Source organism: Clostridium rhizosphaerae, from assembly GCF_016765585.1.
Lineage (GTDB): Bacteria > Bacillota > Clostridia > Clostridiales > Clostridiaceae > Clostridium_AT > Clostridium_AT rhizosphaerae.
The window spans coordinates 1,137,263-1,162,878 of sequence record NZ_JAESWC010000002.1 but is presented as its reverse complement, the minus strand read 5'-3'; the positions used below and the strand labels follow the sequence as shown (position 1 = coordinate 1,162,878).

At 31.8% G+C, this 25,616-nt stretch carries 18 protein-coding genes and 1 other annotated feature; of the genes, 14 read left to right on the top strand and 4 right to left on the bottom strand.

Features of this window, described 5'->3' with window-relative positions; all coding sequences use genetic code 11:
* Nucleotides 1–70: 70 nt before the first annotated feature.
* Entirely contained in the window at nt 71–937 is an 867-nt protein-coding gene (locus tag JK636_RS08625) for a radical SAM/SPASM domain-containing protein (RefSeq protein ID WP_202748419.1), read from the bottom strand.
* A 122-nt stretch (nt 938–1,059) separates the two neighbouring features.
* Here JK636_RS08625 and JK636_RS08620 point away from each other — a divergent pair, with 122 nt between their 5' ends.
* From JK636_RS08620 to JK636_RS24020, 5 genes are all read left to right on the top strand, one after another.
* Complete coding sequence (locus JK636_RS08620; protein ID WP_202748418.1) at nt 1,060–1,791, top strand: hypothetical protein; 732 nt, start codon at nt 1,060–1,062, stop codon at nt 1,789–1,791.
* 68 nt (nt 1,792–1,859) lie between these two features.
* A complete protein-coding gene (locus JK636_RS08615; RefSeq protein WP_202748417.1) occupies nt 1,860–2,066 on the top strand; it encodes a heavy-metal-associated domain-containing protein in 207 nt (68 codons plus the stop codon).
* 93 nt (nt 2,067–2,159) lie between these two features.
* Nucleotides 2,160–4,001 carry an APC family permease gene (locus tag JK636_RS08610; RefSeq protein WP_202748416.1) on the top strand — a complete coding sequence of 614 codons (1,842 nt, stop codon included), beginning with the start codon at nt 2,160–2,162 and terminating at the stop codon, nt 3,999–4,001.
* A 107-nt stretch (nt 4,002–4,108) separates the two neighbouring features.
* On the top strand, nt 4,109–5,329 hold the full coding sequence (locus JK636_RS08605; protein WP_202748415.1) for an exonuclease SbcCD subunit D: 1,221 nt from the start codon (nt 4,109–4,111) through the stop codon (nt 5,327–5,329).
* Nucleotides 5,319–8,843 (top strand): AAA family ATPase, encoded by a 3,525-nt coding sequence (locus tag JK636_RS24020; RefSeq protein ID WP_202748414.1) that lies wholly within the window; start codon nt 5,319–5,321, stop codon nt 8,841–8,843. The genes JK636_RS08605 and JK636_RS24020 overlap by 11 nt, the downstream gene beginning before the upstream one ends.
* 51 nt (nt 8,844–8,894) lie before the next feature.
* Here JK636_RS24020 and JK636_RS08595 read toward each other — a convergent pair whose 3' ends face one another.
* Both JK636_RS08595 and JK636_RS08590 read right to left on the bottom strand, forming a co-directional pair.
* Nucleotides 8,895–10,946: a methyl-accepting chemotaxis protein gene (locus JK636_RS08595; RefSeq protein ID WP_202748413.1), complete on the bottom strand. Its 2,052-nt coding sequence runs from the start codon at nt 10,944–10,946 to the stop codon at nt 8,895–8,897.
* A gap of 210 nt (nt 10,947–11,156) precedes the next feature.
* Entirely contained in the window at nt 11,157–12,095 is a 939-nt protein-coding gene (locus JK636_RS08590; protein ID WP_202748412.1) for an AEC family transporter, read from the bottom strand.
* Between the two features lie 105 nt (nt 12,096–12,200).
* On the opposite strand from JK636_RS08590, the gene JK636_RS08585 reads away from it, so the two are divergent.
* Both JK636_RS08585 and JK636_RS08580 read left to right on the top strand, forming a co-directional pair.
* The gene (locus JK636_RS08585) at nt 12,201–13,967 is read left to right on the top strand and encodes a M3 family oligoendopeptidase (RefSeq protein ID WP_202748411.1); all 1,767 of its coding nucleotides are present in this window, start codon (nt 12,201–12,203) and stop codon (nt 13,965–13,967) included.
* 39 nt (nt 13,968–14,006) lie between these two features.
* Nucleotides 14,007–14,495, top strand: coding sequence for a thioredoxin family protein (locus JK636_RS08580; protein ID WP_202748410.1), 489 nt, complete (start codon nt 14,007–14,009; stop codon nt 14,493–14,495).
* A gap of 43 nt (nt 14,496–14,538) precedes the next feature.
* Here JK636_RS08580 and JK636_RS08575 read toward each other — a convergent pair whose 3' ends face one another.
* On the bottom strand, nt 14,539–15,189 hold the full coding sequence (locus JK636_RS08575) for a DUF4397 domain-containing protein (protein WP_202748409.1): 651 nt from the start codon (nt 15,187–15,189) through the stop codon (nt 14,539–14,541).
* Nucleotides 15,190–15,344: 155 nt separating this feature from the next.
* Nucleotides 15,345–15,567, top strand: a binding site (T-box leader).
* Between the two features lie 170 nt (nt 15,568–15,737).
* Here JK636_RS08575 and aspS point away from each other — a divergent pair.
* The 7 genes from aspS (at nt 15,738) to JK636_RS08540 (ending at nt 25,596) form a co-directional block, all read left to right on the top strand.
* Entirely contained in the window at nt 15,738–17,027 is a 1,290-nt protein-coding gene (gene aspS, locus JK636_RS08570) for an aspartate--tRNA(Asn) ligase (RefSeq protein WP_202748408.1), read from the top strand.
* 965 nt (nt 17,028–17,992) lie between these two features.
* Nucleotides 17,993–19,165, top strand: coding sequence for an alanyl-tRNA editing protein (locus tag JK636_RS08565; RefSeq protein WP_202748407.1), 1,173 nt, complete (start codon nt 17,993–17,995; stop codon nt 19,163–19,165).
* 236 nt (nt 19,166–19,401) lie between these two features.
* On the top strand, nt 19,402–20,241 hold the full coding sequence (locus JK636_RS08560; protein WP_202748406.1) for a cyanophycinase: 840 nt from the start codon (nt 19,402–19,404) through the stop codon (nt 20,239–20,241).
* A complete protein-coding gene (gene cphA, locus JK636_RS08555) occupies nt 20,222–22,849 on the top strand; it encodes a cyanophycin synthetase (RefSeq protein ID WP_202748405.1) in 2,628 nt (875 codons plus the stop codon). The genes JK636_RS08560 and cphA overlap by 20 nt, the downstream gene beginning before the upstream one ends.
* Nucleotides 22,850–22,945: 96 nt before the next feature.
* Nucleotides 22,946–23,788, top strand: coding sequence for a 4-(cytidine 5'-diphospho)-2-C-methyl-D-erythritol kinase (gene ispE / locus JK636_RS08550; protein ID WP_202748404.1), 843 nt, complete (start codon nt 22,946–22,948; stop codon nt 23,786–23,788).
* 128 nt (nt 23,789–23,916) lie between these two features.
* On the top strand, nt 23,917–24,111 hold the full coding sequence (locus tag JK636_RS08545) for a CLC_0170 family protein (protein ID WP_202748403.1): 195 nt from the start codon (nt 23,917–23,919) through the stop codon (nt 24,109–24,111).
* A 24-nt stretch (nt 24,112–24,135) separates the two neighbouring features.
* The gene (locus JK636_RS08540) at nt 24,136–25,596 is read left to right on the top strand and encodes a spore germination protein (RefSeq protein WP_202748402.1); all 1,461 of its coding nucleotides are present in this window, start codon (nt 24,136–24,138) and stop codon (nt 25,594–25,596) included.
* Nucleotides 25,597–25,616: the final 20 nt, after the last annotated feature.

Below are 25,616 nucleotides of genomic sequence, written 5' to 3'. Positions count from 1 at the left end.
TAAATTTATTATGTGTAAAATAGTTTTTTTAACTACAATAAAAATAGTAAAGAACACAAAATATTCTTTACTATTTGCTAAATCTTCTTCTATAATCACATTTCTTACATAATTCCTCAACAATTTTTCGATTGGAAAAGCCATCATAAATTGCTTTAGCTCTTTTATTATTTATGATATCATAAAAGCTTTCCTCATTTATGTTTCCTAAATTAATAACGCCTTCACCATCTAAACAGCAAGGAACAACAGTACCATCAACTAAAATAGCTATTTGATCTCTAAGTCCATAGCAAAAACCGCAGCTATCACTTTGTTCTAAAGCCTTATCCGGCCATTCGAATTTCTCAGCGGTATTTAAATAAACATTTTTAGCTAGCTTTATTCCTGGAGTGTCTATTAATTTATCCTCAATTTTGTAATTTAGATTAAACGCATTTTCTAGTATAGCAAGTATATGTCTATTTTTTTCTATACTTCTTATATCGCGCTCTAAATTCCATAATCTATAAGATATTATTTTATTATTTTTAGTAGCTTCAAAGGTAAAATCTATAATTTTATTTAAATAATCTTCTAACGAAAAGTTTAGTTCGTTTGCATCAAAGCTGTGCAACGAAATGTTTATTTGCCTTAATGAGTTGTTTAATAACAGTTTATCTTTAACTTTGTGAACTAGAGTGCCGTTTGTAGTTAAATTAACTTTAAGCTTATACTCATCAGCAGAATTTAGAAAGCTGCCCAACTGAGGGTGTAAAAGAGGCTCACCTTTAACATGTAAATATATAAAATCAGTATACTCTTTAACTTGATTCAAAATACTATCAAAAGTATTAATATTCATAAATTGAGGGCTTCTTTTAGTTATAGGACAAAATTCGCACTTTAAATTGCATATATTAGTTATTTCTATATAAACTTTTTTAAATCTTTTCATAAATTCCTCACTATCAAAATTATTATAAATATGCGGCCATTTAATTATAACAGAGTATAATTTAAAAGTGAAAGGAATACTATTACAACAAAGTTAAATATATGTGGCCGGGGATGATAGTAATGAATGAAATCATAAGTAAAAAGTTATTAATCAGATACATTACGTATTTGATTGTAGGTATTTATTCAGTGTTTTTATATATAGACTTATCTAGCAAAAATTTAGAAAATAACTTTACAATCTACTTAAAATATTTCATTATAGTTCTTTGCTTTATTTTAACATTATTAATAGGTAAAGAAGGTTATGGAAAAGCAGATAGCATTTTAGTTAATGCTGCAAGACTTTTTACACTGATAGCTGATTATTATCTTTTAATCGTTAGTGATTATAAACTAGGAATTTTATGTTTTTGTTTTGTACAAATAATATATATAATCAGGCATACATTAAAGAAAAAAAATAGATTTATGAATTTAATGTTTTTAATATTTGCTGTGAGCATAGGAATTGTTCTAAGTACAACTATTAATATAAACAATATAGAAGGACAGCTTTTAAGAATTTCTCTGATATATGCATCACTTCTTATTTCAAGCTTATATTGTTCATTAACTATAACAAAAAGTGGTTTATATCATTTATGCAGTGCAGTATTTATAGAAATTGGCATGCTTCTATTTTTTATGTGTGATTTAAATGTAGGATTATTTAATATTTTAGAAAACATACAACTTAAGTTTTTAACTGGATTTTTGATATGGCTCTTTTATGCTCCTTCACAATTATTGTTAAGTTTTAGCGGATATAATACAGATTATTTAAAACAGGTTTTTTATCATAAAGGATAAAAAAGCTGTTTTCACTTCATACTATTACTGATTAATTAATTAGCATGAAGTGAAAGGAGTTTTTATATATGGATACAGTTCATTATAATGTTTCAGGAATGGCAAGCAGAAAAAGCAAGGCTCAAATATTAAATGCGCTTGATAAGATTAAAGGGGTACAAGAAGTAGCAGTAGATTTGGCTAGAGGGACTGTTGAAGTTCAATATAATGAGCCAGCTGATTCAAATTCAATAAAAAATTGTATTGAGCATACAGGATATATAGTAGAAGGATAATAAATTAATATTAAATTAAAGCTCCACATAAAATTGTGGAGTTTTGCCAATTAATTAATGAAAATGAGAATCCTAGTAAAGGGGGTTAAAATTATGATTAAGGAGTTTTTAGATGTAATAACTGGTGAGCCGCTTGCTAATGAACAAACAGGCCATGAGAAGTATAATGTGCCCTTTGGGCTTGCTATAATGGCAAGTGACGCCATTTCATCTGTAGCTTATGCAGCAGAAGAAATATTAATAGTATTAATAGCAGGTATTGGATTAATGGCTTATACTTGGCTTGGATGGGTGTCTTTAGCTATTATTGGGCTTTTATTTATACTTACAGTTTCATATTTGCAAATTATAAGAGCTTATCCGCAAGGCGGAGGGGCTTATATAGTTGCTAAAGAAAATATAGGAGTAAAAGCTGGACTTATTGCAGCAGCAGCTTTATTGATAGACTACATACTAACTGTTGCTGTTAGCGCCAGTGCTGGTGTGGCTGCCATTATATCTGCATTTCCGCAATTAAATACTCACAAAGTTTTATTAGTTGTATGTCTTATAACTATATTAACAATTTTAAACTTAAGGGGAATAAGTGAATCCTCTAAGATTTTCAGTATACCAACTTATCTATTTATGATAAGTATGATTTTTATGATTATATATGGTCTTATTAGAGTTTCCTTATATGGAGCTCCTCCTCCAATGGTTCAGCAGCAGGTAAAACTTACTGGTGAATTAAGCATATTCTTAATACTTAGAGCCTTTTCTTCAGGTTGTTCTGCTTTGACAGGACTGGAAGCAGTAAGTAACTCTGTGCCCAATTTTAAAGAACCAAGCCAAAGAAATGCAAAATTAGTTATGATACTATTATCTACATTGATTCTTTTTATATTTGGCGGGACTTCAATACTTGCAAGATTTTATCATGCTATTCCTGTAGGATATCCAACTGTAGTAGCACAGATAGCCTATGGTGTGTTTGGTAAAGGTTTTATGTTTTATGTTATCCAAATAACTACAGCAGTTATTTTAATAATGGCTTGTAACACTGCCTTTACAGGTTTTCCAATGCTTATGTATGTTGTAGGAAAAGATGGTTTTGCACCAAGACAGTTTACCATAAGAGGAAGACGTTTAAGTTTTTCCACAGGAATAGTAGCTTTATCAATAGTAGCAGGCATTCTTGTTATTATTTTTAATGCAACAACTCATAGATTAATACCATTATATTCAGTTGGAGTTTTTCTTTCCTTTACTCTTGCACAAACAGGAATGGTAATACATTGGAGAAAAAGCAAAGAAAGCGGCTGGAAAAAAAGAGCTTTTATTAATGGGTTTGGAGTTGTAATTACAATTATAACTACTGTAATAATTGTTTTTGAAAAGTTTACAGAAGGTGCTTGGATTGTAGCTATACTAATACCAATTATAGTATATGGCATGTCATCTACAAGAAGACATTACATAAAAGTTGCCGATCAGCTTAGAGTAGATACAGAAGATCTTTCAAAGTCGGAGATAGATAAGAAATTCAGTCACGTTATGATTGTTCCTATTTCAAGTTTGAATAAAGCATCTTTAAGTGCACTGCAGTACGCCAGAAGTATTACGGATACTGTTATAGCTATAAATATTTCTCCAAGTAAAAAAAGTTTAGATAAGCTTAAAACAAGGTGGAAGGAATTAAATACAGATATAGTTCTTGTTGCTAAATATTCACCTTATAGAGCAGTAGTCACGCCGCTTTTAAATTCTATAAGTGAAATTATAAATGCAGCAGGAGAACAGGAAAGAATTACTGTAGTGGTTCCAGAGTTTGTGGTGCATGAATGGTGGGGAGAAATACTTCATAATCATACAAGTTTCTTTATAAGAGAAACCTTATTAAGAAATAAAAATGTGGTGATTTCAACCTATCCTTATCATTTAAATGAAGATTAAACTTAACTGGTAAAAATATAGTACTTCCTTTAATTTTAAAAAGGATTTATGATAGAAATAGCGAACGTATAATCTGTGGAAACTTAAAATTAAAGGGAGTGAACTAAATGAGAATACTTCATACTTCAGACTGGCATTTAGGAAAAACATTAGAAGGATTCAGCAGACTGGAGGAGCAGGTACTTTTTATTGAAGAGCTTATTGAAAAGGTTGAAGAAAATAATATAGATTTAGTAATAATAGCAGGAGATGTATATGATAATGGCAATCCTCCTGCAAGAGCAGAAAACTTATTTTATAATGCATTAAAGAGGATTTCAGGCGGAGGTAAAAGAGCTGTATTAGTTATTGCAGGAAATCATGACAATCCTGAAAGACTAGTAGCAGCAAGTCCACTTGCCTATGAACATGGAGTAATTATGCTAGGAACTCCTAAAAGCTGTGCACTTACTGGTAAATTTGGGAACTTTGAAATAGTTGAAGCTGGAGAAGGCTTTGTTGAAATAGAAATAAATAAGGAGAGAGCTGTGATTATAACTCTTCCTTATCCTAGTGAAAAAAGATTAAATGAAATATTATCAGAGGAACTGGAGGAAACAGAGCGAAGAAAAAGCTATTCTGAAAGGGTAGGAGAAATATTCAATAGATTATCAGAAAGATATAGAGAAGATACAATTAACTTAGCTGTTTCACATATTTTTGTAGCTGGTGGTGAAAGCAGTGACTCGGAAAGACCAATTCAACTTGGTGGAAGCTTAACAGTTGATGCTCAAGCGCTTCCTAAGAAGGCACAGTACATTGCATTAGGTCATCTGCATAGACCACAAAGAGTTTACGGGGCAGATGTAGATGCTTATTATGCTGGGTCACCACTTCAATACAGCAAAAGCGAAATAAATTATTCTAAGTGTGGATACATAGTAGATTTAAGAGCGGGAGAAAAAGCACAAATACAACAGCTTTTCTTTAAAAACCATAAGCCTATCGAAATCTGGAAATGCCAAAGTGTTGAAGCCGCAGTTGAAAAATGCAGAGAAAATAGTGAAAAAAATGTTTGGGTTTACATGGAAATAAAAACTGATAAATTTATTACCCAGGAAAACATTAAGCTTATGAAGGAACTAAAAAAGGATATTATAGAGATTTTACCTATAATAGATGGACAAGATGAGGTTGCTTTTGATTATGAAACTTTAAGTGAAAAAAGTATGTCTGATATGTTTAAGGAGTTTTATTTAAAAGAAAGAAAAGTAGAGCCTAGCAGCGAGATTATGGATTTGTTTTTAAGAATAGCGCAGGAAGAGGAGGGGGACGCAAGTGAAGCCTAAAAAACTTAAAATTAAAGGCTTGAATAGCTTTATAGACTCACAAGAAATAGATTTTGAAAGACTTACGGAGAAAGGCTTATTCGGCATATTTGGACCAACTGGCAGCGGCAAATCTACAATATTAGATGCAATAACTATAGCTCTTTACGGAAAGATAGCAAGAGAGTCTGATGAGTTTATTAATACTGAATGTAATGAGTTATCTATAACTTATGAATTTGAAATTGGACAAGGTAGTGAAAGAAAACAATATATAGTTGATAGAAATGTAAAAAGAGACAAGCATGGTAGGTATAAGACGTCCTTGGCAAGACTTTTAGATGTAAATAATAACACTATATTAGCTGAAGCGACCAGAGATGTTCAAACTGAAGTGGAAAATATAGTAGGACTAACTTGTGAGGATTTTACTCGTTCTGTAGTTCTTCCCCAAGGAAAATTCAGCGAATTTTTAAAGCTTACGGGTAAAGAACGAAGAGATATGCTTGAAAGAATATTTGGGCTTGAGAAGTATGGTAAAAGTCTATTGGATAAAATAAGAAAAGAAAGAAATTCAAAGCTCAAAGCTATGGATTTACTAACAGGTGAATTAAAAGGCTTTAAGGATATTTCAGAGCAGAGCTTCGATGAAGCTAAAAATCAATTAACAATACTTTTACAAGAAGAAAAAGCATTAAGGAATGAAAAAAGATTTTTAGATGAGCAATATGAAAAATTTAAATCTGTTTGGGAACTTCAAAAAGAATTAGAAGAATATAAGGTTGAGAGAGTTAACTTAGAGAAGCAAAAAGAAGAAATTAAAGACAAAACTGAAAAGTTAATAAAAGCAAAAAATGCTTTGGTAGTTAGGCCATATATAGACAACTTAAAGAATACCGAAGAAAAAATAAAGTTAAATCAAGAAGAACTATTGAAGTTAAAGAAACTTCTTGAGGATATTATGCTAAAGCTAAGTGTGACAGAGAAGGACTATAATAGTATTGTTTTAAGAAAAGATAAGGAAATACCCGAGCTTATAACAAAGGAAGCTAACTTAAATCAAGCAATTGAACTTTTAAATAAAACTGAAAAGATAGAAAAAGAAAAGAATGAACTTTTATCAGTTTATTATAAAAGACATGACGAACAGGTAAAGCTTAAGGAAAATCTTGAAAAAATAAATGAAGAAAAGCTTTTACTTCAGAAAAATATTGAAGATAAATTAAATAGATTGAATTCTATCAGAGTAGAGCCGGAATATAGAGATAAACTACAAAGCGCTTCCTACAAAGAAGATGAATATTTTGACTTAGGTGCAAAGCTAAAGGAATTAAAATTCAAACTTGAGGATAAGCAAAAAAGTATAACAAGTTTAAAAAAACGTCACGAAGAGATTAATCTAGAACATGAAAAAGCAGTGAAGGAACTTTTCATAATTGAAAAGGAAAAGCAGGAATTAGAGAGTAATGTTCCAGGAGACAACAGCAGCTTGCTTCAAAAACAAAATTTATTAATGGAAACAGGCAAAGCTTTAGATGAAGCTTTAAAAAATGTTGATGAGAGAATACAATTAAATAATAAGCTTAAGCCTGTTATAGAGCATAAGAAAAAACTTGAAGAAGAATTTGAATCTAAAAATGAAAATATAAGATATTTGCAAAATTCTATTGAAAGTATACAGAAAGAAATAGAAACCTATGAAAGAGCAAATTTAGCATTTATATTGGCAGAAAAAATTAATCAAGATGAACCATGTCCAGTTTGCGGCTCAGTACATCATCCTAAATTGGCAACAAAAACAGAAATAGAAGGATTAGAGAATAAAAAGCAATTAGTAGAAAAGTTTATAAATAAATTGGATAAGCTTCAGTTAGAAGTAAGAGAATTAGATATGAAACTTGTTGCTGTTAACAAAGATAAAGAATATATAGAAACCCAATTTGAAAGAGTTAACGAAAAACTTATTGATGTTGATATTGATGAAATGAAAAGAAGCAGGGTCTTCTTTGAAACGGAATTTAATGAGCTTAAGAATAAAATAGAAGCATGGAATATTAGAAAAGTTTCTACTGACAAGGTTTTATTAAATTTGAAGGATTTGAAAGCTAATATAGAAAAAAATGAGGCTAAGTTAAGTGAAGCTGTTAAAGGAGAAGAAACAGCTTTAAAAGAAATAGAAGATATGTATAGTAAAGTGTTAGAACAGCTGGAAAATGTAAAGGAGATATATTTTAATTTAAAGGCTGAACTAAAAACAGATAATATAAAAGAAAAGCTTCAGGAACTTAAAAACTTTGAGATAGAAACTTTAACTCTCCAAAAAAGTGAAAAGCTTTTACGTAATTCTTTAGAAGGTGTAGAAGAAAAAAGAGAAAAAGTTAATAAGCAAATAAGCGTCCTAGATGTTGAAATTGCACAAATACTTGAAATTGGAAAAGAAAAGAAAGCTGTAGTAGATGACTACAAAAAAGAAATTAATAGGCTTTCAGAAAATAAGGAGCCAAGGAAATATATTCAAGTTGTAAGAGAGATTACAGCTGAGATTAGAAGCTTAGAGGAAAATTTAAAGGGTAAACTTGAAAATATAAAAAACGAAAAACAAAAAGAGGAGAATAAATTAGTAAGTTTAGAGGAAAGCTGCAAGACTCTTAATAAGCTTTTGGACGAACAGTATGAACAATTTAAACAGTCATTAGAGGAAAATAAATTTATAAGCAAGGAAGAAGTTTTAAATTGCTTGATGCCTGGAGAATACGTATTAAATCTTGAAAATTATATAAAAAGTTATGAAGACAAGCTAAAAAATACAGAAAATAATATGCTTAGAATTGAAAATAAGTTGGAAGGCAATTCTATTGAGCAGGAAATGTGGGATAATCTTCAGACTGAAAGAACTGAAACATATAATAAGCTGGATACAAAGCTTCAAGAAATTGCAAAATGTGAGCAGATTATAGAAAAGCTGAAGATTGAACTTAAAGAACTTAAAGAACTTTTAAGTCAAAAGAAGGAACTTGAACATAAATTAAGCCTTTTAGATGATTTAGATAAATTAGTTCAGGGGAATAGATTTGTAGAATTCGTAGCAATGAATCAGCTTAGATATATTGCTCTAGAAGCATCAAAAAGGCTTAAAGATATTACAAGAGGAAGATATGCTCTAGAGCTAGATTCTTCAGGAAATTTTACTATGAGAGATGATTTTAATGGAGGAGTTATAAGATCAACCAGCACTCTTTCAGGTGGAGAAACTTTCCTTACCTCACTAGCCTTAGCCTTAGCTTTATCTTCTCAAATTCAACTAAAGGGAAGTGCACCACTGGAATTCTTTTTCCTTGATGAAGGTTTTGGAACACTTGATACTGAACTTTTAGAAATTGTTATAAGTTCTCTTGAAAGGCTGCATAGTGATAGGCTTAGCGTAGGGATTATAAGTCACGTAGAAGAGCTTAAAAACAGAGTACCTGTCAAGCTTATTGTTGAACCTGCACTTCCTGGACTGGGTGGAAGCAAGATTAAAATTGAGTATACCTAGTATAAAAATAAAAACAGAGCGGCATGTAAATATCGCTCTGTTTTTATATATTTATATCTTAAATTTTTCTATAAGAGTGTCTAGATTTTGTGCAAGTTCATATAGTTCATTAGCCTGAGCCTTAACATTTTGCATATCATTAAGCTGATTAGACACGCTAGCATTAACTTCTTCGGATGCAGCAGCAGACTGCTGTGAAATAGCAGATATGTTATAAATATTTGAGGTCAGCTCGCTGCTCTTTCCAAGCATTGCTTCTATATTTGTACTCATAGCCAAAATAGTATGGCTAATTGCTTTTATAGATTTGTTTAACTTATCAAAGCTTTCTTCTGTGATAGAAACTGCATTGTTTTGATTTTCAACGTTTTTCTTAATAGTATCCATATCAGAGGAAGTTGATTTTGTTGTTTCAATAATTTTAGTTATTATAGTTTTAATATTTTCAGCAGAGTCAGATGATTGTTCTGCAAGATTTCTAACTTCTTCTGCAACTACAGCAAAGCCTTTTCCGGATTCGCCAGCTCTAGCAGCTTCTATAGCAGCATTAAGAGCTAAAAGATTTGTTTGTGAAGCTATATTAAGAATAGTTTCTAATATGCCTCCAATATTTTCAGTCTGTTTAACTAAATTATCAATGCTGTTTGAAATCTGTGATACTCCATCAATGGTAGATATATTTTTAAGTTTCAAATCTTTTACTGAGGCAACGGCTTTTTCATTATTGCTGTCCATATCCTTACTCTCTGTTATTATTGCTTCTTTATATTGATCTATTTCAGAAAGGCTTTGATTGAATTCGGCTGTAATTTGTGAAGCTTTTTCTGTTTCTGAAGCCTGCTGCATAGTACCTTGTGAAATTTCATCTATAACTCTTGCAATTTCAGCCGAAGAGGTCGTAACTTCATCAGAGCGCTTGCTTAACTCTTCCGAAAAGTTAACAACCTGTGCCGCAGAGGTTTTCACTGAATGAACTAAACTTTTCATACTGCCTATCATATTCGTAAATTTAGTTCCAAGTTCTCCTAGCTCATCTTGAGATTTTACATTAGTAATTACTGTAAGATCGCCGGCTTCACCCTTTTCCATTGCTTCTCTTAAATGATGAATAGGATTTGTTATATTTTTAGACACTCTGTAACCGATTATTATTGAAATTATTATAAATAAAACGAATATACCAATAAGTGTTGATAAAGTTTTTATAATCTTTGAGTTAACTTCAGAGGTATCTAAAAGACCAACAAGCTTCCATCCTGATTTATTGTTTTCAGTATAATATATATATCTATCTTTACCGCCAAAGTTTGATTGAACAGTCTGAGATTTACCGCTCATAAGTGGTTTCATCCAAGCTACTTCACTAGCGTTTTTAAAACCATTTTCAACTTTTTGATCCTTAGTGTCATCATTTGAATTAACTCTGCCAGGATTTAAGTTTTTAGAGGTTAAGTCTTTATTTTTAGAGGCAATTACTACACCTGTTTTATCAAGAAGCATTATTTCGCCAGTATTTTCGATTTTAGTATCTATAAATAAGCTTGCTATGTTGGATATATCTATATCAATACCAGCAACTCCAATAACGCTTCCCTTATCATCAATTATAGCCTTGGTAGCGGTAACAACCATTCTTCCTGTAGAAATATCAAAGTACGCATCCTGCCATAGGGGCTTTAAGCTGTTGGAAACAGAATTCTTATACCAGGATTTTGTTCTAGGGTCATAGCCCTCTGGAAGCTTGGCTTCAGGATATATATACATTGAACCGTTTGCAGTTGCTATATAAGAATTTAATATTTTTGAATTAGCTTTAATAACCGAATTTAATTCTTTTTTCAAAGTATCAGTTTTATCGGCATCTAGAGCAGCTTTAGATGTTGGATTTTCTGCAAGCTGAGCTAGATTTGACTCATAACCTGTATACATTTCATCAATAACATTATTTACACCTTGAACTGTCTTTTGAACCGAATTTGTGTAAGAAGTTTTGAGAGTGCTTGATAACATCGTATTTGAAAGAATTGCAGTTATAGACATTGGCAGTAGAATAACGATAAGAAATGTTACAATTAGTCTTCTTTTGATTGTTTTAAACTTCATGCTAAATATTCCCCCTAGATATGTTTAATTTATGAAAGCAATTTCTACAAACTTAAGTATACTAGATTATTTTTGAAAATAAAGTCGAAATTAGATTGGAAATATTTCTATAATAAAAGGTTTGTTTTTTATTAATTCAATAATATATTCGTTAATAAGCTATAAAACTTAATATAAGTCAGTGGGAAAAGTCGAAAAAATAGATTTTTGCTATCCTAGCAAAAATCTATAGAAAGGTATAAATATTAAGCTCGCTATCGTAGTTACTGCTATCATTACTGAGGCATATTCATAGTCAGCACCGTACTCTTTAGTAACTATTGAGGCAGTTGCCATTACAGGTAAAGCTGATTGTATAAAGAAAACATTTTTCATAAGAACAGGTGCACATAAAATTAATGAGAAACAGTAAGTTACAATAGGAGATATAATAAATCGACCTGTTATTACTCCAATAGTATACTTATCAAACTTAAAGTCCTTTAAGTTAATAGAACTTATAACTATGCCTATGAAAAGCATGGACATAGGAGTTGTTAAGTTTCCTAAGTATTTGCAGGTATCCATAATAAACTTTGGAAGCCTTATATCAAGAAGAATAAGAGTTATACCTGTTATAAATCCAATTAAAGGAGGAGTAAAAACGTTTTTTAGGTTATTTATTGTAAAAAGCTTTGAATCTTTTAAGCCTCCATCTTTTTTTATAAGGTAAATTCCTAGTGTCCAAAATATTGTCGTATTTGAAAAATAGTAATAAAGTACATTAGGAACGCTAGCTTCTCCAAATAAGGCAATATTAACAGGAAGTCCTATAAAAATGGTGTTTGAAAGAAAAAACATACACTGAAAGGTTCCCCTTCTATCTGGAGCTATATTTATAATTTTTGAAATAAATACACTTATTAAGTAGCAAACTATTATTGATATAAAAGGAATAATAATGCCAACTCCAGAATGTGATAGGCTTTCTTTTGTAAAAGTAGTCATTAAATTTGATACCATGAGTGCAGGAAGAGACAGGTTGATAACAATTTTGGAAAAAAGCTTTGAAGTACTATCGTCAAACCATTTGTTTTTAGTTAATATATACCCTAAACTGATCATAAGTATTATACTTAGTATGCTTTGTGCTGCATCAATTAGAAGCATCCATATCACCACCAGTATAATTATTGCACAAATTAGGGATAAAAAGAAGGAATTTATTGAGAATTTAGAGAATAATAATCTTATTGTTAAAGGAGGGAAATAGATATGAATATGAGATGGAGTCTTGAAGAGCTTTATACGTCCTTTGAAAGTGATAAATTTATAGAAGACGTTGCTAAATATGATAAATGTATTAACAACCTAAGGAAATGGGCTTCTGATAATTTAAAAGATGTTAATAGAGCAGCAGAAAAAATTGAAGAATATATAAAGATGAAAAGTGAGTTCTATAGTCTTTATGTAAAACTCAGCGATTATTCTGAGCTCACTTTGAGTGTTGATGCTAAAAATGAAAAGGCAGCCGCAGCTTCAGAAGAGGTTGATAATAAATTTACGGAGCTTACAGAAGTTGATGTGAACTTTGAAAAATGGCTCGCAGCTTTAGGAGATTTTGAGGAAATTTTAAATTCTTCTGATATAATTAAAGAGCATGAGTTTTATTTAAAGGAACTTATGGAAAGAAATAAATATCTTTTAAGTGAAAAAGAAGAAATAGTAGTTGCCAAGATGATGAATACTGGATCAAATGCTTGGAGCAAGCTTCAAAATACTGTTACTTCAAATTTGTTGGTTGATATTGCAATTAAAGATGAAGAAAAGAAGCTACCCCTTCCAGTAGTAAGAAATATGGCTTACAGCAATGATGCTGAAACTAGAAAAACTGCTTATGAAGCAGAACTTAAAGCTTATAAAAAGATAGAAGAAGCATCAGCAGCCGCATTAAATGGTATAAAGGGTGAAGTTATCACTGTAAGCAAGCTAAGAGGATATGAATCTCCGTTAGAAGAAACTCTTATTAAATCAAGGTTGGATAGAGAAACACTTGAAGCAATGGTTACTGCAATGAAAGAAAGTCTTCCTAGCTTTAGAAAGTTTTATCTTAAAAAGGCGGAGAAGCTTGGACATAAGAATGGACTGCCATTCTATGATCTTTTTGCTCCTACTGGCGAGTCTGACATGAGATTTACATACGAAGAAGCAAGAGATTTTGTAGTTAAAAACTTTAGAACCTTCAGCAATAAGCTAGCAGACTTCGCAGATAATGCTTTTGAAAAAAGGTGGATTGATGCAGAAACAAGAGAAGGCAAAAGGGGAGGAGCATTTTGCTCTAATATTCATCCAATAGGCGAAAGTAGAATTATGAGTAACTTTACTGGAAGCTTTTCTGATGTAGCAACTTTAGCTCATGAATTGGGGCACGGGTATCATGGAAGCTGCCTTATGGAAGAGAGCTACTTAAATAGCAGATATACCATGCCTATAGCAGAAACAGCATCAATATTTTGCGAAACTATTGTTAAGAATGCGGCTCTTAAAAATGCATCAAAGGAAGAGGCTTATACAATACTTGAAGGAGATATTTCTGATTCTGCTCAGGTAATTGTGGATATATATAGCAGATATTTATTTGAAACCGAATTGTTTAAAAGAAGGGAAAAGGCCTCCTTATCCGTAAATGAACTAAAGGAAATAATGCTGAAGGCACAGAAGGAAGCATACGGCGAAGGTCTTGATGAAAATTATCTGCATCCTTATATGTGGGTATGTAAGCCTCACTATTATTATGCAGGACAGAACTTTTATAATTTTCCTTATGCATTTGGTCTTTTATTTTCAAAAGGACTTTATGCTGAATATTTAAGACGAGGAGAAAGTTTTGTAGATGATTACGATAAACTTTTATCAGTTACAGGAAAAAATAAAATTGCTGATGTAACAGCTTTAATGGATGTAGACATACATTCAGTAGATTTTTGGAGAAGTTCTTTAAAACTAATAGAAAAAGATATTGAGAAATTTATTAATTTATAATAAAGTCTAAAAAATAATGATTTTAGGAAGGTGATACAAATGATAGATTTATCAAAAGCATTGGATTTTCAAGGTTACTTAAATAAAAGTACTGAGGAGCAAAAAGATAGGCTGCTTAAAACTTATGAGACTACAAAACTCTCGAAAAAGGCTGAAGAAGAGATAAAGAAACTAGATAAAAATGTTAATGTTGTGGTATTTTCAGAAGGATATTGTCCTGATTGTGTAGTTACATTACCTTATGTAAAGAGAATGCAGGAATTAAACAGCAACATAAAAGTATTTTATTATGGAATGAATGGCAATAAGGAGCTTTTGGAAGAATACACTGGGACTTCAAGAATACCTACAGTTATGACTTTTACTGAAGATATGGAACCAAAAGGAGCTTATGTTGAAGTTCCTCAGCCTATAGCTGAAAAAGCAGCTGTACTTCCTTCAGAAAAGCAAAAGGAGCTTATAAAGGAATATAGAGAAGGTAAGTATAATAATCTTATTGAAAATGAACTTTTAGATATAATTAAATAAAAATAAGAAGTCTCTTCCACAGTGTGGAAGAGACTTCTTATTTTCAGACTTTCAAATAGGTATTGCCGTCAAGTGGTATTACAACTTGAAGAGGAGGAGTTTTCCCAGCAAGTCCAACTGCACAAATCGTATATATCCTATTTGGAAGCAGTCTTATGTTAGGTACATGAAGAACTCTTTGATTTGTTGAAGATAAATATACATCAAAAGTATGGATTCCAGGATTAACTGCTATATAGTCTGTAACTTGTTTATAAGAAGTATTGCTAAATACTTTTTTGCCATCAGCGAATATATCCACACTTGGTGCGTTAGGAGAAAGGTGAGCAAATCTTACATATGCTTTCCCCTTAACTCCGCTGAATACTGGTTCTAAAATTGGCAGCAGACTTACTTCTGGAAGGGTACCTATTGCTGCTGCAGTTATAATTGATTTATCAGGAATATTGACTTCAGTATTTATGACAGGTGTATCTTCTTTTCCTGATGGAAATACTTTTACATTATATTTTCCTGCTTCAATGCCTAAATATGGGGAGAAGCCTTTATAATGAAGGTTTTTAACAATCAACCTATCATTTACATAAACGTCTACAGCAGGGGTGTTTGGTGAAGCATGAAAAACACGAATGTAGGAACTGCTCTTAGGTGCTCTGTAAAGGGAGGAGCAGTAGTCATAGTAGGGGCTGTGCATTATAAATCTCCTTTTGAATTATTACTACATTTTTAATATATGATAATAATTTAAGAGTGTTACATTAAAAAGAATTTGCTGAATTTTTTGAAAAACAGTAATTAATATATTGACATAGTATATACTAAGTGATAGAATTTTAGAAAATATATTTTAAAGCAATGATGATGAGAAGAGTAGATTTTATGGATTCTTAAAGCGAGCTGTGGATAGTGAAAGCATAGCAGAGGAAATATATTGAAAGACATCTCTGAGTTGTTTATCTGAAAGTCAATGTGATTATTAGGATAAGACGGATTTCTACCGTTAAAAGGAACGAGTGAACCTATTATATGGTTAAACAGGATGGTACCGTGGGATTTAACTCTCACTCCTATATGGAGTGAGAGTTTTTTAATTTTAGGTATATCTATTTTAATTTTATATAATGGTTAACTAGGGTGGTACCACGAGAACTTCGTCCCTGGGCATTTGCTCAGGGATTTTTTATTTATCCTGCTATGGCCGAGCCGGTAAATAAATTTAGTATAAAGATTGGAGGAGAAAAAGTGAATAGGACATTAATTAGTGAAGTTATAAATAATTATGGAAAAACTATTATGATTAAAGGATGGGTTCATAAGATAAGAAAGCTGGGGAAATTGGCTTTTGTGGTTATAAGGGATAGAACAGGTGTGATCCAATGTGTTATGAATACAAAATTAATTGATATTAAAGGATTAAAACTTGAAAGTGTTGTAGAGATTATAGGAGAAGTTCAGAAAAAAGAAGGAAGTGACAATGAAGCTGAAATATGGGTTAATCAGTTAGTGACCATATCAGCCGTGATTGAAGACCTTCCAATAGAAATTAACAAAGATAATATGGAAGCTAATATTGATGTTATTTTAAACAATAGAGTTTTATCATTAAGAAATCAAAGAATAAATGCCGTGTTTAAAATACAAGCAGCACTAGCTCAAGCTTTTCAGCAATTTTTAACCATGGAAGGCTTTACTCAAGTATTTACTCCTAAAATTGTTGCTGAAGGCACTGAAGGAGGAACAGAATTATTTGAGCTTAAGTACTTCGAAAGAAAGGCTTATCTAGCTCAAAGTCCTCAATTTTATAAACAGATGCTTGTAGGATCCGGATATGAAAGGGTTTTTGAAATAGGTCATGTATACAGGGCGGAAGAGCATAATACTATAAGACACCTAAACGAGTATGTAAGTTTAGACCTTGAAATGGGCTTTATACAGGATGAAAAAGATATTATGGAGCTTGAAGAAAGGCTTCTTATTTATATGTTGATGTATGTTGTTGAAAAATGTAAGAAGGAGCTTGAACTTTTAGAAGTTAAAATGCCTGAAATTAATAAAAATATTCCTTCTATGAAATTATCCGAGGCTGTAAGTATATTAAGAGAGCATTATGGAAGAATTGACTTAGAATTAGATCTAGACCCGGAAGGTGAAAAACAAATTTGTGAATATGCTAAAAAGGAACTTGGAAGTGAATTTTTATTTTTAACACATTATCCAAAAGTTAAAAGACCTATGTATGCTATGCCGGCAGAGGATACATTAACTCACAGCTTTGACCTTTTGTTTAGAGGACTTGAAATAACAACTGGAGGGCAAAGAATTCATAATTATAGTCAACTTAAGGATAACATTTCATCGAGAGGTCTTAATGTTGAAAGCTTTAATGATTATTTAGAAGTATTCAAATACGGCATGCCGCCTCACGGAGGCTTGGCTATAGGACTTGAAAGACTTACAGCTCAGCTGCTTGGTTTTAGAAATGTTAGAGAAGTTACATTATTTCCAAGAGATAGAGATAGAATTAGACCTTAAGATTAGGATATAATGAAAAATATAAGTAAATTGCCGTAGGCTGTGGTGTAAAGACCTTAGAGCCTTGTGTAGAAAATAATATTTTAATTTATGATTCCTTTGCGTATGTTCTAAGGCTTGCAATACTGAAAAGCTAAGAGCCGCTATGAATTCGCTTTGACTTCTTGTTTCTTTAATAGCCAAAGGCTTCAAAATATCTTTGGCAAACTTAAAATACTCTTGCTTGCTCAGGAGAGAGGCTCTAAGCTTTTCGGCATTACTTCGCCAAGAACATGGGCAAAGTAATCGATCGAATTAAAATATTATTTTCTACACCTGCTCTCGGTCTCTACACCCAGTCTATATATCTTATACGCAATTATAATTATATATAATTTAGAACTTTCTAATATTTGGCGCTGTTTAATAATAGTGTTGATATAAGCAGGTTTTTGATATTGTAGAAAGCAAATCTATTGCAAACCGGCATGGCTCAAGTAAATATTTAAATAGATATATATTTAAATGTTTTTATAGGTTTATGGGTTTATATTTAAATTTACGAATGATAGAAAGTTCATTACTCGCTTTTAACAAAGCCTAATATTTAACCTGATTAACTAGAGAACAACAAAAGTATTATAGGCTTGATTTAAAGTCTGTAGGGTAGTGTGGAAAATAATATATAAGATTAATTGAGTACTTTGCCCATGTTCTTGGTGAAGTGAGGTCATAAAACTTAGAGCCTCTCTTCTGAGCTAACAAAAGTAAAATATGATTGAAAAGATTATTATATAAGCTTCGCTTTAAAAATAGCAAAAGTTAAAGCGAATTTCTAGAGGCTCTTAGTTTTATGATTTCACGAACCTTAGAACATCCGCAAAGTAATCACTAAGATTATATATTATTTTCCACGCAAAGCCCTACGGACTTTAAAGAAAAGCCTTCGGCCATTTTAGTTCGCAAAATTATTAAGAGGTGATTTAATGACTGAAAAATTGTATTATGTAAATCCTTATCTTAAAGAATGGGAAGCCGAGATTATAGAGGCTATTAATAAGGAAGATAAGGTTCTTGTTGTTTTAAATAAAACAGCTTTTTATCCAGAGGGCGGAGGACAGCCTTCAGATAGAGGATTTATAGGAGAGAATGAAGTTTTAGATGTATTTGAAGATGGGGAAGTTATTTATCATGTATTAAATAAAGCACCTAAAGAAATACTCGTAAAGTGCACAATTGAATTTAATAGAAGATATGATTTAATGCAGCAGCATACAGGACAACATTTATTATCTTCTGTATTTTATGATAAATATAAAGGAGAAACTTCAAGCTTTCACATTGGCGAAGAATATGTTTCCATTGATATATCTATACCAGATATGTCAGAGCATATTGTGGAAGAAGTTGAAAATTTGGTGAATGAGCTTATATGCAAGGATATAAAGCTTAAAAGCTATATAATAGAAAAGAAAGAACTCATAAAAATCCCTTTAAGAAAGGTTCCAAAGGTTGAAGAAGATATTAGAATTATTGAGATAGAAAATATAGACTATTCTCCATGTTGTGGAACACATTTGAAAAGCACGGGTGAACTTGGAGTTATTAAAGTAGTGAAGTTTGAAAGGTATAAAGGTGCAACAAGAGTTTACTTTAAGTGCGGAAAAAGAGCCTTAAATGATTTTCAAAATAAGCATAATATTGTTCAAAATTTGAGTAAAATGCTTGGTGTAGATATAGAAATGCTTGAGAACAAAGTTAAGAACAATATGGAAAACTTGTCTAGTATGTTCAAGGACTTGAAAGAGCTTAAGGAAAGCCTGTATGCTTATGAAGCTAGAGATATTATAAATAATGCGGATTCAAAAATTATTTGCATCGGATTTAAGGAGAAAACCTTTGACGAAGTTCAATCTCTGGGAAGAATTATACTCCAAGAAGGAAGCTTTTTACTTATAGTTTTTTCAGAGATAGATAATAAGTTATGGTTTGCTCATGATGGAAATATGGATATAAATTGCGGCAAAGTATTTAAGGAAAGTCTTGGAGAATATAATGGACGAGGTGGCGGGAACGATAAACAGGCTCAAGCAGCATTTACTGATATAAAAAGCCTTTTGGAATTTTTTGATTTTCTATATGAGAAATACAAATTATAATTCTTTAAATAAATAGCTAATGAAAAATAGTAATTATGTATAAACAACTTTAACTATAAATTTATATTATTAAAGATAGGTTTTTATAAGGACCTATCTTTTTGTTTTTTATTTGAATAATTTCTTATAAAAAATTGCAAAATAGTTAATGTGCATTTAGAACAACTAAAAATAGGTATAAGCAGAAAAAGATATGGTAAGAATAACAGATACATGTGGTTAAGGAAGTGATATGCTTGGAAGAAATACTAAAAGGTAACCTCATTATTATTGGAGGACATGAGGATAAAAAAGGTGCAAAAAACATTTTGAAGGAAGTTTGCAGCAAGATTGACAAGGAAAAAGATGAACTTGTCATAGCAACAATTGCTACTGATCTTCCAAAAGAAGTAGGTGCAGAATATAGAGATATCTTTGAAAAGTTGGGTGTGAAAAATATAAATATATTAGATGTTCAGGATAGAAAAGATGCCTGCGAGCAAGGCAATATAAATATTATGGAAAAAGCAGCGCTTATATTTTTTACCGGAGGAGATCAGCTTAAGATAACCAGCCTTTTAGGAGGAACACCGCTTTACGATGCTATACATGAAAGCCACAAAAGAGGCTGTGTATATGTTGGAACCTCAGCAGGAGCCTCTGTAGTCTGTGATACCATGATTATTACCGGAGATGATGAAGCAGCTCCTAAAAAATGTACTCTTAAAATGGCACCTGGATTAGGCCTTATAAAAAATGTTGTAATAGATCAGCATTTTTCTCAAAGAGGCAGAATAGGTAGACTTTTAGTTGCCATAGCTGAAAACCCTGAAAGTCTAGGTGTGGGAATTGATGAAGACACTGCTATTATGGTAAGTGTTGATGGGGAATTTACGGTTATAGGTTCAGGTGCAGTATATGTGGTTGATGGAAGCAAAATATCATATACAAATGTATCAGAGCAGTATCCTGATGAAATACTTTCTATGTTTGATGTCAAGATGCACGTGCTTAAAAATGGCGATAAATTTAACCTAAAGATTAGGCAGCCAATTAAGGAGGAAAAACAGGATAAAAATGAAGATAGTAGACGTTAACATTTTTGAAGGGAAAAATATTTATTCCCATAAAAAGTGTATAAGAATGGAACTAGATTTAGAAGGTTATTGTGAAACTCCAAGCAATAAAATCGAAGGTTTTAATACGAGATTAGTTAAATTATTACCTGAACTTAAAAAGCACAGATGCGGTATTGATGAAGATAGAGGATTTTTAAAAAGACTTAATGAAGGAACTTATTTAGCCCATATAACGGAGCACTCAATAATAGCTCTCCAAAACATGATTGGAATAGATGTTGCATATGGAAAGGCTAGAGAAATAGAGGGTGACAGATACTACATAATATATCAGTACGAATATAAGAATACAGCACTAGAAACAGGGAGACTTGCTGTTGATATTGTTAATTGTCTTATTAAAGGAAATGATTTTAATTTAAAACCAAGACTAGTAGAATTGAAAAACATAATGTCAGGTGAACAATTAGGACCTAGTACTATTTCTATATGTGAAGAAGCTAAAAAAAGGGGCATACCAGTATTAAGAGTGGGGGACAAGAGTATGTTCCAGCTTGGGTATGGTAAGTATGGAAAAATGATTGAAGCAACGATTTGCGGTGATACAAGTGGTCTCGCTATAGATATTGCATGTGATAAGCTTTTAACTAAAGAAACCCTTGTAAATCAGTGTATACCTGTTGCTAATGGTGAAAGAGTTCTAAGCCCAGTTGATCTAATAACAAAATGTGAAGATATAGGTTACCCTGTAGTATTAAAGCCAAGGTTTGGTAATCAAGGCAAAGGAGTTTTTGTTAACATACAAAACGGAAAACAAGCTGTCGAGGCCTATAATATACTAGCTAAAAATTATGAAGACATTATGATAGAAAAACATATAAAAGGAAGAGACTTCAGAGTATGTGTAGTTGATGGAAAGGTTATAGCTGCAGCGGAGAGAATACCTCCATATGTAGTTGGAGATGGTGTAAACACTGTAAGGAAACTTATCAGTGATATTAACAAGGATCAAAGAAGAGGAAATGGGCATGAAAAGCCACTGACTAAGATAAAGATGGATGAGTCCCTATGTGCATATATTAGCAAAAAAGGTTATGACTTAAGTTCAATACTCCCTAAAAATGAGAAACTTATATTAAGAGAAAATGCCAATCTATCAACAGGCGGTATTGCTGTTGATTGTACCGACCAAATTTGTAAAGAGAATATCGAAATTTGTGAAAGAACTGCTAAGGCTATTGGACTTAATATTTGCGGTATAGATATATGCTGCAATGATATAAATATCCCTTTAACAAAAGAAGGTGCTATTATAGAAGTTAATGCTGCACCTGGGATTAGAATGCATCATTATCCATGTAGAGGTGAAAGTAAAAATGTCGCAGCAGCTATTGTTGATATGATGTTTAAGGATGACAAAACAAATATCCCCGTAGTTTCTGTTACGGGTACAAATGGAAAAACCACAACTACAAGGCTGATAGCACATACTCTTTCACTATTAGGCCATAAAGTAGGTATGACTACCACAGGCGGTATATATATAAATAATAAGTGCATTTACAAAGGAGATACGACAGGATATAACAGTGCTATGACACTGCTTATGAATAAGGAGATTGATGCCGCTGTTTTAGAAACTGCAAGAGGTGGGATTATAAAAAAAGGACTTGCATATGATCTAGCAGATGTAGGTATAATAACAAACATAACAGAGGATCATCTTGGTTTAGATGGTGTAAATACATTGGAAGATTTGGCTAAAGTAAAGGCTTTAGTTGGCGAAGCGGTAAAAAGCAATGGATTTGTTGTTATGAATGCTGATGATGAGATAAGCAAAACTATTGTTGAAAGGATGAAAACTTCAATAATATTTTTTTCAAAGGACAAAAATAATAAACTTATGAGAAAAAATATAAATAATGGCGGATATGGTGTGTATTCAGATAATGGGTGCATATATTTGGAGAGCAATGAAGCTGTTACGCCTATAGTTAAAACAAATAATATAAAAATTACCCTAAATGGCAAACTAAAATATAATATAGAAAATTCTATGGCAGCATGTGCGGCGCTTGTTGGTCTTGGAGTAGAATATTCCATAATAAGAAAAGGACTTAGCTCATTCTATTGCAATGAGGAACAAAATCCAGGAAGATTTAATATGTATAATGTAAATGGAAGAACAGTCATTCTTGATTACGGTCATAATATTCAAGGCTATAAAGCTGTGCTTGAAGGTGCTAAGAACATAAGACATAAAAAGTTTATTGGTATTATTGGAGTTCCTGGAGATAGGTTAGACAGTAATGTAATTCAGGTAGGAGAAATTGCAGGAAAATATTTTGATTATATATATATAAAAGAAGATGAAGATAAAAGAGGCAGAAAAACAGGAGAAATTGCTAAGCTTTTAGAAAAAGGAGTATTAGCTTCTAATTTTGATAAAAATAATTATGAAATTATTTTAGATGAAGTTGAAGCACTAAATAGGGCAATTGAAGTTTCAAAACCTGGAGATGTAGTAATTATTTTCTTTGAAAAATTCGAACCATTAGTTAAGGTTGTAAAAGAAAAAGTAGAAGTTGAAAATGAAATATTACCTGAAGCAGTTCCTGTGTTATAAAACACATAAATAAAGCTGGATTTTTTTCTAGCTTTATTTTTTTTTATGTAATATACTATAAAAGAATATTTATTATTATGGAAGGAAGAAGATAAAATGCTGCTTAAGGCTTACGCAAAAATTAATATTTCCTTAGATGCAGTGGGAAAAAGAGAAGACGGATATCATTTACTTAGAATGATTATGCAAAACATTGATTTATATGATTTAATAGATATAAATAAAATTGATGAAGGTATAAGGATAATTTCTAATAAACCTTATATTCCGACAGATGAGAGAAATTTGGCCTATAAGGCAGCAAAACTCTTTATAGATAAATATGATATAAAGAGTGGGGTAGAAATTAATATAACAAAAAATATACCTGTAGCTGCTGGGCTTGCAGGGGGAAGCACAGATGCTGCTGTAGTATTAAAAGGCATGAGAGATTTATATGAAATAAATGTAAGTGATGAAGAAATTATGGAGCTGGGCCTTAAGATAGGAGCGGATATACCTTATTGTATAACAGGAGGAACTGCTCTATGTGAAGGTATAGGGGAAAAAATTACTAAACTTAAAAGTTTTAAAAATCATATACTAATAGTCGTTAAACCTCCATTTGGAGTATCTACAAAAGAAGTGTATCAAGGTTTGAATATAAATAAAATATATAAGCATCCAAATACAGAAGCATTAATTCAAGCTATGAACGAAGATGATGTTAAATTTGTAAGCAGCAATATGAAAAATGTACTTGAAAATGTTACTTTAAGAAAACATCGTATTTTAAAAGATATCAAGTATGAAATGCTTAAGTGTGGAGCTTTAGGGGCAATGATGAGCGGCAGTGGTCCAACTGTATTTGCTTTTTTTGAGGATATGTTAAAAGCTCAGCATTGTTATGAGAAATTTAAAACTAAGTATAATGAGGTTTTTATTACGAGAACAATTTAATATAAGTATTTTAATGACTGCAAAGGCATATTATTGTCAAGTTTTAAATTGACAATAGTATGCCTTTGTTTTTTATGGTGCATATTTTAACATAAACAGGCGAAAAATATTCGAAGGAGGGAATTGATATGTTGATAATTGGGCTATTTACTAAATATTTTTTAATATTAATGCTTATTGAAGGCGTTATTGTAGGTTTTATAGATGCAAGAAGTTTTAAAGAAGGAAATATGAAAGATACTGCAAAAAAAGCAAGATTGATTGGTCTTAGTTTTATAGCTTTGGGATTTGTGCTTTATTTCATAAGAATGAGACTCCAATAAATTGTTTTTAAGGAAGTGGTAATAGTGAAGGAAATTGTAAGAGATTTAATAACGCCTAAGGTTGAAGATAATATTTCTTATTTAAAAGAACTATTAAAAGATAGCTCGGATATTGTATATAGAGATTTTAACATAGGAAGCTGGAAAGCAGCTGTCGTTTATATAGATGGAATGGCTGATAAGATTCTTGTAGATAATTTTGTACTTGAATCCGTAATGCTTAAAAGTGAACGTGTAGAAAACGTAATGCAAATTAAGGATAACCTGCTGACGGTATCAGATATGAAAGAGCAGATGAAGCTTAGTGAGGCAGTAAACAGTATGCTTTCAGGAGAAACTTTAATGTTTATTGAAGGAATTCCTTCTGTTTTTATTATCGCAACACGTTCATGGCCAGCAAGAGGTATATCTGAACCTTCAGGTGAAACGGTTATAAGAGGCGGGAGAGATGGCTTCACAGAGACTATAAGATTTAATACTGCTCTTATAAGAAGAAGAATAAGAGATACGAGATTGAAGCTGAAACCAAAGTCATTAGGAGCAAGATCAAAGACTGATGTAGCTATAATTTATATAGAAGATATAGTTAATAAGGATGTTCTGCAAAATGTTATGGATAGAATAGACAATATTAATATTGATGCCGTATTGGACAGCGGATATATTGAGCAGCTTATTGAAGATGATAAGTGGTCTCCATTTCCACAGCTGCAAAGTACAGAAAGACCAGATGTAGTCTCAGCAGCACTGTATGAAGGGAGAGTAGCTATACTAGTTGATAATTCACCTTTTGCTATAATAGCTCCGGCAACACTTCCAAGTTTGTTTCAAACACCTGATGATTATTATCAAAGGTGGATGAATTCTTCTATGCTTAGAATTATTAGATTCATTTCAATTTTCATCGGCATGGTTATGCCGGCGCTATATATTGCGGTTACATCATTTCATACTTCTATAATACCAACAAAGCTTGCTTACTCCATTGCTGCTTCTAGAGAAGGCGTTCCATTTCCGGCTTTTGTTGAAACATTAATAATGGAGTTTGCTCTTGCATTTTTAATTGAGGCTGTGGTAAGACTTCCAAAAGCAATAGGTTCAACAATAGGCATTGTTGGAGGACTTATTATAGGTCAGGCTGCTGTGAGCGCTGGAATAGTCAGTCCAATTATGATTATCATAGTTTCTATAACTGCTATATCAAGTTTTACAACTCCAAACTATGAAGTTAGCTCTGCACTAAGAATAGCTAGATTTTTACTTATAATGCTTGCAACAATTATTGGGCTATATGGAATTGCGCTCGGTCTTATCTTAATACTTATTCATCTTGTGAAGCTTAAAAGCTTTGGAGTGCCGTATTTATCGCCACTGGTACATCCTCACAAAAAGGACTTTAAGGATGTGTTTATTAGAGCTCCGCTTGATAGCTTTAAAGATAGACCGGAGTTTATGGAAACCCAGGATAAAATTAGACAAAGCTAAGGAATACAGGAGGCATAACA